This is a genomic window from Enterobacter sp. PTB (genome assembly GCF_051130085.1).
GTDB lineage: Bacteria > Pseudomonadota > Gammaproteobacteria > Enterobacterales > Enterobacteriaceae > Enterobacter > Enterobacter ludwigii.
On record NZ_JBDKEE010000001.1, the window covers coordinates 369,168 to 380,658 of the forward strand.

Here is an 11,491-nt window from a genome sequence, read left to right on the forward strand (position 1 = left end):
CATTACCCCCGGAAGCGGTGCTGGTTTTCAAGGAACCACTGGTAGGTGCTTGCCAGCCCCTGCTCCAGTGATACCTCGTGATACCAGCCCAGCTGATGCAGACGGGTCACGTCCAGCAGTTTGCGCGGCGTGCCGTCCGGTTTGGTGGCGTCAAAGACCACGCGGCCTTTGTAACCCACCACCTGCGCGATGGTTTGCGCCAGCTCACGAATGGTGCAATCCACGCCAGTACCGACGTTAATGTGCGACAGCATCGGTTCGGTGTTTTCCTGCCACACCTCACGATCCAGCTCCATTACGTGGATGCTGGCAGCCGCCATGTCATCCACATGCAGGAATTCACGCATTGGCGTACCGCTGCCCCACACCACCACATCCGGTGCATTTTCGGCCGTTGCCTCGTGGAAACGACGCAGCAGCGCCGGGATCACGTGCGAATTGCTCGGGTGGAAGTTGTCATGCGGTCCGTACAGGTTGGTCGGCATCACCGAACGATAGTCGCGGTTATACTGACGGTTGTAGGATTCGCACAGCTTGATCCCGGCAATCTTGGCAATCGCATACGGCTCGTTGGTTGCTTCCAGCGTGCCCTGCAGCAGTTCGCTCTCAGCGATCGGCTGCTTCGCCATTTTCGGGTAGATACAGGATGAGCCGAGGAACAACAGCTTATTCACGTTGTGCAGATGCGCTGCGTGAATGATGTTGCTCTCAATCATCATGTTCTCGTAGATGAAATCCGCCGGATACGTGTTGTTGGCAACAATGCCGCCCACTTTCGCCGCCGCCAGATACACCTGGTCAATACGTTCACTGGCGAAGAAGTCCTGTACCGCTTTGCTGTCGAGCAGGTTCAGCTCGTCACGGGTACGGACAATCACATCGACATCACCGCGCTGTTCAAGCTGGCGAACAATCGCGGAACCCACCATTCCGCGATGACCCGCGACAAAAATACGTTGTTTTGTCATTCTCAGGACTCCAGCGCGATGGCAACCTCGTAGCCATGTGACTTGAGCAGGGAGTGTTTTTTCGCTGCTTCAAGATCTTTGGCAACCATCTCGGAAACCATCTCCTGCAGAGTCGTTTCTGGTTTCCAGCCCAGTGTTTCGTGTGCTTTGGTTGGGTCGCCCAGCAGGGTTTCCACTTCAGCAGGACGGAAGTAACGTGGGTCAACCTGTACAATCACGTCGCCCGGTTTCACGCCCGGTGCGTCATGGCCGGTTACGGAAACCACGATGCCTTTCTCTTCCACGCCGGTACCTTCGAAGCGCAGTTTGATACCCAGCTGAGCGGCAGCCATCTCAACGAACTGACGTACGGAGTACTGCACGCCGGTTGCGATAACGAAGTCTTCTGGTTTTTCCTGCTGCAGCATCATCCACTGCATTTTTACGTAGTCTTTGGCATGGCCCCAGTCACGCAGGGAATCCATGTTGCCCAAGTGCAGGCAAGATTCCAGACCCTGTGCGATGTTAGCAATAGCGCGGGTGATTTTACGGGTAACGAATGTTTCACCGCGACGTGGGGATTCGTGGTTGAACAGAATGCCGTTACAGGCATACATGCCGTAGGATTCACGGTAGTTCACGGTGATCCAGTACGCGTACAGTTTCGCCACCGCGTACGGAGAACGTGGGTAGAACGGGGTAGTCTCTTTCTGAGGAATTTCCTGCACCAGACCGTACAGCTCAGAGGTGGATGCCTGGTAGAAACGGGTTTTCTTCTCAAGGCCGAGGAAGCGAATCGCTTCCAGCAGACGCAGCGTACCCATTGCGTCAACGTCAGCGGTGTATTCCGGAGATTCGAAGGAGACCGCAACGTGGCTCATCGCGCCCAGGTTGTACACTTCATCCGGCTGCACTTCCTGCAGAATACGGGTCAGGTTGGAAGTATCGGTCAGGTCGCCGTAGTGCAGATGGAATTTCGGGTTCGCCGCATGAGGATCCTGATAAATGTGATCCACACGTTCGGTGTTGAATGAAGAAGCACGACGCTTAATACCGTGTACTTCATAACCTTTTTCCAGCAGCAGTTCTGCCAGGTAAGAACCATCCTGTCCGGTAACGCCGGTGATGAGAGCGACTTTAGACATGTTTATATTCCTCTACTTATGAATTTAATCAGTTTCAACGCGTTCGCGTATCACCACTGCGGGGTTGCCACGGCAAATTTTATTTGCCGGTAGCGATTTAAAAACGCTGCTGCGGGCACCGACTACCGTGCCATCGCCAACAGAAACACCAGGTGCAACAAAAACATCTGTCGCCAGCCAACATTTTTCGCCAATCACAATCGGAGTGGCAGTAATATCAAAATGCTGACTCATAAAATCGTGACTGCCGGTGCACAAATAACACTTCTGTGAAACCACCGAATTTGCACCAATCGTAATATCGCCAAGGGTATATAACACCGCGTCATCCCCTACCCACGCATAATCCCCAAGCGTTAATTTCCACGGGTAGGTAATTTTTACCGACGGGCGAATGACTACGTTTTTTCCGATTTTTGCGCCAAACAGACGCAATAAAAAAGCTCGCCAGCGGTACAGTATTTGCGGTGACCAGGCAAATAAGGTGGCCTGTACGGCCCACCACAACTGCACTTTAATACCGCTCCCGCCCCGAAAGCCTTTCGGCACGGAGAAACCTTTAAGATCCTGCATTACGTTTCCTTATATTCAGGCTTTGTTATATAAGGTTTTCGTTTTACCGGTGGTACGCAGACGTAATAAATAAGACAATTCCGCCCAGAACCCCGGCACGCCTAATATTTTACGCTGCACATTTCTGGCATCCTGGCACAGTTCCAGATTATTAGACGTTGACACGCCACCCATTGAAAATTCAGATACCAGCCCTTTAATTCGACGGAACGGGTAACCTGATTTATACAGGCTGGCAGTCAGCGCATAATCTGAAGAAACTTTATACTGCAGATCGTAAGGCTGTTTTTTCAGACCTTTTACCGGGAAGAAAATGGCCTGATGGCTGGCAGGCAAACTGTGGTAGATATACCAGCCGGGTTTCGCACTGCGGCAAACTTTATGGCCATCGCCAAAATCGAGCAGCGCGTCGCCAATGTACATCGCATCCTCTTTCTGGCGCGCCAGCTGACGGGCAAATAACGCCACATCCTCATGGAATACGTCACCGGAATTCAGGAAGATGGCATAACGGCCTTGCGCCATGTCGATGCCTTTATTCATCGCATCGTAGATGCCTTTATCTTTCTCGCTGATGAAACGTAAGTTGAACTCACCGTTGAGTTTTTCCAGAAACTCCGCCGTACCATCGTTCGAGCCGCCATCGACCACAATCCACTCAAAGGTGAGGCTTGGATCGCACGCCAGGTTGCGCAGCGAGCGCCAGGTTTTTACCACCCCTTCGTAATTACGAAAAGCGACAGTAATGACGCTAAGAAACATAAATCACCTCATTTCGTCATACGTTCGTAATATTAAGCGCTTTGCGCAGAATAAACGGACAGACAATCAAGAAAGCATATTCCGGGCTAAATATTGACCCGGTAAAAAACAACGACACCGGTGTAAACAGATAAAGCTGCACGCGAAAGTTCTGGTTATCACCAAACGCGTTAATCATCATTTTGAAAACTTTAAACAGATACCACAGTGTCAACAGTACGGCGAACCACGAAAAATAGATAATTAACAGATACAGGCCATTGTCTATGGTTTTACCGACATCCGCACCGTTAAAGATTCCGAATGATGCAACATATTCGTAAAGTGAGCCGAATCTTACTACACCATCGATATGGGTTAAGGAATAACCCACCATCACCAGCGGACCAATGATACGATAATAGGATGACGAGCCTTCGGTTCCCAAATCTCCCAGGCGTTCTGAGATGTATGGGAAGGCAAATATCACGCCAACCATAAATACTGTCAGAGAGATAATCGCCAGCGGCAGTTTTTTCTTAATCGCATCTTTGTTCAGGTACTGGAACGCCCACTCCAGCAGGTAAAACAGGATAAATGTCATTACCCCTGAGAACGATCCTGACAGAACAATTCCTGCAAGAATCATAGCATCGGTCTTAGGGGTTTTGATACCAAACTGTTTGATGCTGAGCCAAATTGAGATTAGTGCCAGAGCAAAAAACGCCGGTTCAAAATAGAGGGCTGTCGTACGTTTTCCGCCAAACTTGATGAAGTTCAATACATAGCTGTTACTGTAAATGAGATATTTCGAAATTATCTCCATCAGGCTACTGCCACCGGTCAAAATAATTTGCGCCATTTCCAGTGCAGCAAGCATAACAATTAACGCAACGGCAATATAAAAGAACCTAAGGATTTTCCGATAATTGTGTGGCGAAATAACCTTGAAACGAATACTCCAGACCATGCCAATAATAATGACGATATAAACAAACAGCATGGTGGAGGTGACGTATTTACTGGCATCCAGAGACTGACCAAAGATGTAGTTAAATAGCGTCAGACCCACGCCCAGCCCTAAGGCCATCATCAGCTTCTTGAGGTTGATTTTGTCGACATACAGCAGAAGCAGAACGGGCAAGAAGGTCACTATGGTTATCGGGAAGCTTTCGCCAAGCTGGGCAATTTTGACGTTGACCAGCAGGTAAATCAGCGGCAGCAGCAGATAACTACAGACTCTGATAGAACGAGACATATTCCTCCAGCATCTGTTGTCCACTGTAGGCCTTGCGGCTGCGGTTGCGGAACGATTCCAGGTCGGTGCCAAAAACGGCCTGCGCGATCTGCGCCTTCGGCAGTTGCACCAGAGGCAGTACCTCATGCTCCGCAAACGTGGTCCCGCCCGATTTTTCCAGCACTTCACGTGCCGCATCGCTGTGGGTGGCAATCACCGGCACACCGATGGAGAGCGCTTCGCACAGGATCAGCGGGTAGTTATCCACGCGCGAACTGAATACCAGCGCATCCATCCCATTGAGGGCGCTCATCAGTTTGCGCTTGTCGGTTTCAAACCCGTGATTCACCACGTTAGCCCCTTCGAACGGCGAGAACTTGCCGAAGGTGTGCAGTTCAATCTTGTCACCCAGCGCCATCATGTCGCGCACCAGCTGCTGATTGGTTTTGCCGTCGTAACGCAGGTCATGCGCAACGATAGCGATTTTTGGTTTACCCGGGGTTTCTGCAACCGGGGTAAGTTCGGCCAGAATCGCTTCCGTCGCCACGTCGATACCGTTATTGATGATTTGACAGCGCCCTGCCCCATACAGACTGTTAAAGGCATCGGCAACGTGCTGGCTTGGGGAGATAAACGTACAGCCGAGCGAGAGCATGTCGCGGAACAGCTGGCGCTTTCCGGCCACCAGCTGATGGGCACGATCCACTTTCACCGGCGGGTAGTTGCTCAGCGTCGGGCACTTCTGGCAGTTGCTTTTCCAGCCTTCACACCCGTCGGTAAAGGCGCAGCGACCGGTCACGCTCCAGTGATCGTGCAGCGTCCAGACGAAGCGGGTATCCGGTTTGTGGGCCTGCACCTTCTGGCAAAACGCCACCACCTCTTCCAGGTTCAGCCAGTAGCTGTGAAGCACATGGAAATGCAGTACAACCGGCCCCTGGGAGCGCGTCACGGTGCGATAAAGGGTATTAAGATTGCCAAACAGATCGCGGTTAAACAGGCGGAACAAGGCAATGTTGGCCACGGAAGTCAGGCGCGGCGTGTGCTTATGCACCTGCGGGTAGTTATCGTGGCTGACGCTTTTCTTACCGCCTTTGCCATAACCGTAAATAAAACGAGACTGAAGTCCTTTTTGCAGCGCGCGCTGATGAAGATCCAACGCCACACCGGCCGCCCCGCCCTCTGCGAGACGGACGTTAAATTGCAGAATGTTCATTTGATCACCTTCACGCGGGCTTTCTCACCCACCACCAGCGCGTTATCCGGAATACTGTCCAGCACCACGCTGCCTGCGCCTATCGTGACGTTATTACCAATCGTGATGTCGCCAATGATGACCACGTTCGCGCCCAGCTCGACGTTATTGCCAATCACCGGGCAGGCCAGGCTGTCGGGCCCACGGTTACCGATGGTGACCGCGTGGCGAATAGTGAAATCATCACCGGCTACAACGAATTTGTTGATCACCACGGCATAACCGTGATGAATGGTAAAACGGCGACCAATGGTGGCAGCGGCCTGAATTTCATAACCAAAAAAACATTCAGTAATGATGCGGTACAGCACCAGCACCGGTGCTGCCCAGAGATTGTTTAAAACATTTTTCTTGCGCCACACCGAGCAAAAATGCGCGATGCGGTACGCCAGAACCATGCAGCACGGGCGCAGGCTCCAGCTGTTAGCGCGGCAATCTTCCAGAAACATTATTTCCCCCGAAGTCCATCAGCCAGACGCTTGCCGTTACGCACGGACAACAACGTGAGCAGCGTGCGCCAGTTCATGCGCTTATTGCGGATCTGATAGAGGGTAAACAGCTGATACTTCCGGCTGGCACGGTCGAACTTGTCCTTGTGCTTGCGGTAAAAGTGGAAGTAACCAGAGAATTTCTTCGGCGACGAGGTGATTTGCATCTCCCCGTGATTGATATGCAGGATCTGCGTCGCCTCTTCCACCTTCCACGGCTCGCCATACTCCATCACCATGCGCAGGAAGATGTCGTAATCCTGCGCAGCCTTCAGCTCGGTATCGAACAGGCACTCCTTAAAGCGCCACGCCCAGGTAAAGACCTGATTACCAATGATGTTGCGTTTATAGAACAGGCGGCGTGAGTAAGGCGATTTCGGGTACAACGGCAGGCTGGCAGGCTGCGAGTAAACTTCACCCTGACAGACATAGTCGTTGGCATACAAAAACGCATGCGTCACCAGCTGTGCTTTGTGCGACAGGAAGATCGACAGACGGTTCGGCGTCCATTCATCATCGTCGTCGATGCCGGTCAGATACTGGCCCTTAGCCTGCATAATCGCCTGGTTACGCACCGCGCACGCACCGGAGTTAATCTCGTTGTGCGTGTAAACCACGCGCGGGTCGTTAAGGTCAGTCACAAACTTTTGCAGCTGTTCGTACGAGGAAGAACAGTCATCAACGATGATCAGTTCCCAGTTATCGTAATCCTGTCGCAGCACAGATTTTATTGCGCGGATCGCCAGCTGCTGACGATTCCATGTCGGCATATAAATAGAAACTAAAGGGCGTTGTGTAGTCATGGTCTTCCCCGAAAGCTAACGATTAGTGACTGTCAGACTTGTATTCGTACTCGTAGTAACCGTAGTCCTGGTAACCGGTCGCACGACGGAAGATGGAGTTCAGGATCACCCCTTTCACTTCAATTCCGTTTTGCTCGAAGCGGCTCAGGCTGGTTTCCACTTCCTTCAGCGTGTTCACCGCGTAACGCGCCACCATCAGCGTGGTGCCGGCATGGCGGCCCACAATGGCGGCATCGGTCACCGCCAGAATCGGTGGGGTATCAATCAACACCAGGTCATAGTTTTTGCTCGCCCACTCTACCAGCTCGCTAAAACGTTCACTCATCAGCAGCTCTGATGGATTCGGCGGCACCTGACCACGCGGAATAAGGTCAAACTTCGGCACCGTCGTCGGTTTTGCACTCTGGCTAATCTCACCTTTGCCCAGCAGGATTTCCGACAACCCGTTGACGTTATTGGTACCCAGCAGTTCGTGGGTATAGCCCTTACGCATATCACAGTCGATCAGCAGCACCCGTTTATTGGTCTGGCTCACTACCGCCGCCAGGTTGGCACAGACAAAGGTCTTACCAATTGACGGGCTGACACCGGTCAGCATCAGGACGTTGTTTTTGGCCTGCATCATGGCGAAGTGCAGACTGGTACGCAGACTACGAATCGCTTCGATGGCCAGATCGGTTGGGTTACCCACTGCCAGCAGCTGGCTTTGTTTGTAACGCTTAACGCCTTTGGTGGTTTTGACGCTGTCACGCGATTTTTGCCACTCCGACAGCGGGATGCTGGCGTAGACGTTGATACCGCTCTCTTCCAGTGCCTGCGGGCTTTCGATTCCACGGTTGAACAGCGAGCGAAGCAGCACGCCAACGATGGAGAGGATAAGACCCAGAATAATGCTGCCGAGAATGATGAGGGCTTTCTTCGGCTTCAGCACCCCTGGCTGGGTGATGGCCGGGTCAACGATGCGCACATCACCAACGGTACTGGCTTCGGTAATTTTCAGCTCCTGCTGTTTATTCAGCAGCTGCATGTACACCTGCTGTCCGGATTCCACATCGCGGGTCAGACGTACGATTTCCTGCTGCGTTTTAGGCATCGCAGTGACGCGATCGTTGAGTTTCGCCTTCTCTTCTTCCAGCGTGCGGCGTTTCTCCAGCAGCGTACGGTAGGCCGGGTGACGCTTGGTATAAAGCTTGGAAATCTCCGCCTCTTTGAAGGTCAGCTCGTTAAGCTGGGCATCAATGTTAACCATCGAGTCGAGAACGGATTTCGCTTCCAGCGGCAGGTCGACAGAGTCTTTATCCTGACGATAGGCGTTCAGCTTGTTCTCGGCATCATCCAGACGGGCGCGGACTTCCGGAAGCTGTTTGGCGAGGAATGCCAGGCTTTTCGCTGCTTCAGCCGATTTACGCTCAACGTTCTGCTCAAGATAGTTACGGGTGATGCTGTTGAGGATGTCGCGGATCTGATCCTTATCTTCACCGGTAAAGGTCATGCTCAGGACACCGGTGTCCTTGCCGTTTTCGGTGACGGTCAGGTTGTTCTGCAGATTGTTAATCATTCCCAGCGTGGAGAATTTGGTCACGGTAAATTCACCGCCCTCCTGGGCGTGGATCGCGCTGACCATCATGCTGACACCCTCTTTCGTCAGCATCTGCCCCACTTCACCGCGCGCGCTAAAGCCCGCATCGCTGGTCAACTGGTACTGTTTCGGGCCTAACACCGTCAGGGTAAAGGTCTGATCCGCGCTTCCTTTTGGCAGCACAAAGTCAGTCACTTTGACCGTGTCGTTGCTGCGTCCCATCAGACGGTCCCAGCCGGCACCAAAGATCGGGAAGGTATTTTTGGTGACGGAGATATCAAGGCCGAGGTCGTGAACGGTTTTACCCAGAACCAGGCGCGACTGGATCAGCTGAATTTCCGCATCGGAGGCCGGCGGTTTGTTCGCCAGTGCGGAGCCAATGTCCTGCACCAGCGAGTTACCGGTATTCTGCTCAATCTGCACCAGCGCATCGGCACTGTAGATTGGCGTCGCAAACAGCGTATAGACGACGGCCGCCGCGGCAAACACGGCGGTGATCCCAAGCACCCACCACTTTGCCTCTACGACGGTGCCGACCAGGCGACCAATATCGATTTCATCACTGCCCGAAGTCGGGGCGGCAGAAGGTTTTGTTTTTTCTGTCATTGTTATCCCTGCTGAGCTTTCAGTGCCTGCGCCCACTGACGGGCAGACTGGTCAAGTAAGGTGTATACCGCCTCGAAGGCCTCATGGCTTTTGCGATATGGATCGGGGATTTCGCGTTCATTGTCCCAGTGACCAAACAGCATCACCTTGCCGCGCATCTCCGGTGCGATATCACACAGCGCATGAATATGGCGTTTTTCCATCGTCAGGATCAGGTCATACTCCCGGCACATACGGCCGGTGACCTGACGGGCGATGTGCCCGTCGAGCGAAAGGTTATGATCGCGGGCCACGCTCGTTGCGCGCTCATCGGCACCTTTACCGACCAGCGCACCCAGCCCTGCGGATTCAACGGTCAGTTCGGGCTGGTAGAGTTTCAGCAGCCGTTCAGCCGTGGGGGAACGGCAAATGTTCCCCACGCATACCACCAGAATTTTGTTAAACATCGCGGATTACCAGGTATGAATGTCGCGCGCCGTATCCGTCATGTAGCGAACGCCACTGATGGTTGGCAGCAACTGGTTGATCAGACGGTTCCAGCGGGCAACCGGTGCGGTGGTGACATACACCACATCGTATGGCTGGAGACGGAACTCCGTTGCCATCACCAGAGACGTCGCATCGGACATATCCAGCTGGTAGATGTTGGCAATCTTGCCTTTCGCACTGCCCTCACCTTTCAGCGGACGGATCACGAAGATACCGGTGGCGTTGGAGGTGGTCAGATCAATACCCTCTGCATTACCCAGCGCTTCGGTCAGGGTCATGCCGCTGAAGTCCATTTTGAGGGTGCTCTGTTTCTTAACTTCGCCCATCACGAACACTTTCAGATCGTCATTGCGCGGTACGTAGAGAATGTCGCCCGGATAGAGCAGACGGTTCTGAGTCAGGTCACCGTTTTGCATCAGCGCCTGCAGCGAAATGCGCTGCTCTTTGCCGTTGTGCGTCAGAACCACGTTGCGCCAGTCGGCACCGTCGGTTAAACCGCCGGCGGCGTTAATGGCATCCAGAACGGTCAGCGGTACGTTGGTGATGGCCTGTTGACCGGATTTATTCACCTGTCCGGAGATATAGGCTTTTTGCGAGCGGAATGCGGCGATATTAACGTCCACCTGCGGATCGGCGATGTACTGCGCTAAGCGGCCGGTAATATCACTGCGGATTTCGGCGAGCGTTTTCCCGGCAACGTGTACCTTGCCAATATAGGGATAGAACATGGTGCCGTCTGACTGTACCCAGTTACCGGTGTCGCTTGAGCTACGGTACTGGCCCGCTGGTGTGGTCAGTTCAGGGTGGTCCCAGACGGTGACGTTGATGACATCACCCGGCCCCACGCGGTACTGGTAGGAGGCAATCTCCTGATCCAGAGACATATTCGGCTGAGCAACATTCGGACGTGGGCGTAATTGTTCGACCAGACGTGGCGTGAGTGGATAAACATTCACCATTTTGTCGAGATCAAAATCGGCATCCTGCTGCTTGATCACATCCTTACCCATTGTTGACATATTGCTGCCGGGAAAGACCGTACAACCACTCATCAAGGTCACAGACACCAATAATGGCATCAATTTCATTTTGGATTTCATCATTGATTATTTATCACTTTGGCAGAGTAATTATCCTGTGCAATTTAAAATAAGCCGGGTCGTATTGGGTTTCAGCATGCAGTTAATCAAATAGAAATATAACTGGCATCAGTCCTAAAAAAAGCTTATTCATCCATTGGCTATTGACAGAATAATCGAGGCTGATTCACACGCTTTCAGGCACGCTACCGCCCTTGGCTTTCAGTTACCAATCCACTGACTAAACAATGTGTTATGGATAGACACCCTCTTGAACAAGGTCTTCTGGAAATATATCAGCCGCAAAAACGCCCGACGGATAATCAATAACCATTCCTGAAGACCGAAACAATAATAGCAACAAGGAGATTTAACATTTGATGCTGGAGGAATTGTTGCAGCTAACCTAATAGCAGGCAAGGAGACAACTGTCCTAATAACTGTTTTTAAGATTAATATTAAGAGCAAAGTTTTGACCTTTTAGGATTTTCTTTATATTGACAAAGCAACAATAAAAACCATTAATTGCGATATATCCTAAAATGTACTGTG

The 11,491-nt window shown here is 52.2% G+C and carries 11 protein-coding genes; all 11 read right to left on the bottom strand.

Annotated features, from left to right (window positions below):
• Positions 1–2: 2 nt before the first annotated feature.
• Genes fcl through AAIR21_RS01900 form a run of 11 tightly spaced genes read right to left on the bottom strand, consistent with a single transcriptional unit; the run spans position 3 to position 10,963 of the window.
• Complete coding sequence (fcl, locus tag AAIR21_RS01850; RefSeq protein WP_014170818.1) at positions 3–968, bottom strand: GDP-L-fucose synthase; 966 nt, start codon at positions 966–968, stop codon at positions 3–5.
• Between the two features lie 2 nt (positions 969–970).
• On the bottom strand, positions 971–2,092 hold the full coding sequence (gmd, locus tag AAIR21_RS01855; RefSeq protein WP_014170819.1) for a GDP-mannose 4,6-dehydratase: 1,122 nt from the start codon (positions 2,090–2,092) through the stop codon (positions 971–973).
• 24 nt (positions 2,093–2,116) lie between these two features.
• On the bottom strand, positions 2,117–2,665 hold the full coding sequence (gene wcaF, locus AAIR21_RS01860) for a colanic acid biosynthesis acetyltransferase WcaF (RefSeq protein ID WP_020883264.1): 549 nt from the start codon (positions 2,663–2,665) through the stop codon (positions 2,117–2,119).
• 15 nt (positions 2,666–2,680) lie between these two features.
• On the bottom strand, positions 2,681–3,427 hold the full coding sequence (wcaE, locus tag AAIR21_RS01865) for a colanic acid biosynthesis glycosyltransferase WcaE (protein WP_183516155.1): 747 nt from the start codon (positions 3,425–3,427) through the stop codon (positions 2,681–2,683).
• 16 nt (positions 3,428–3,443) lie between these two features.
• Positions 3,444–4,664, bottom strand: a complete 1,221-nt coding sequence (gene wcaD, locus AAIR21_RS01870; RefSeq protein WP_020883262.1) for a colanic acid polymerase WcaD — start codon at positions 4,662–4,664, stop codon at positions 3,444–3,446.
• Positions 4,639–5,856 carry a colanic acid biosynthesis glycosyltransferase WcaC gene (wcaC, locus tag AAIR21_RS01875; protein ID WP_014170823.1) on the bottom strand — a complete coding sequence of 406 codons (1,218 nt, stop codon included), beginning with the start codon at positions 5,854–5,856 and terminating at the stop codon, positions 4,639–4,641. Before wcaC ends, wcaD begins: the two co-directional genes overlap by 26 nt.
• A complete protein-coding gene (gene wcaB / locus AAIR21_RS01880; RefSeq protein ID WP_014170825.1) occupies positions 5,853–6,344 on the bottom strand; it encodes a colanic acid biosynthesis acetyltransferase WcaB in 492 nt (163 codons plus the stop codon). The genes wcaC and wcaB overlap by 4 nt, the downstream gene beginning before the upstream one ends.
• A complete protein-coding gene (wcaA, locus tag AAIR21_RS01885) occupies positions 6,344–7,186 on the bottom strand; it encodes a colanic acid biosynthesis glycosyltransferase WcaA (protein ID WP_014170826.1) in 843 nt (280 codons plus the stop codon). The genes wcaB and wcaA overlap by 1 nt, the downstream gene beginning before the upstream one ends.
• Positions 7,187–7,208: 22 nt before the next feature.
• Positions 7,209–9,371 (bottom strand): tyrosine-protein kinase Wzc, encoded by a 2,163-nt coding sequence (gene wzc, locus AAIR21_RS01890; protein ID WP_032680628.1) that lies wholly within the window; start codon positions 9,369–9,371, stop codon positions 7,209–7,211.
• A gap of 2 nt (positions 9,372–9,373) precedes the next feature.
• A complete protein-coding gene (wzb, locus tag AAIR21_RS01895) occupies positions 9,374–9,817 on the bottom strand; it encodes a low molecular weight protein-tyrosine-phosphatase Wzb (protein ID WP_014170828.1) in 444 nt (147 codons plus the stop codon).
• A gap of 6 nt (positions 9,818–9,823) precedes the next feature.
• Positions 9,824–10,963, bottom strand: a complete 1,140-nt coding sequence (locus AAIR21_RS01900; protein ID WP_014170829.1) for a polysaccharide export protein — start codon at positions 10,961–10,963, stop codon at positions 9,824–9,826.
• Positions 10,964–11,491: the final 528 nt, after the last annotated feature.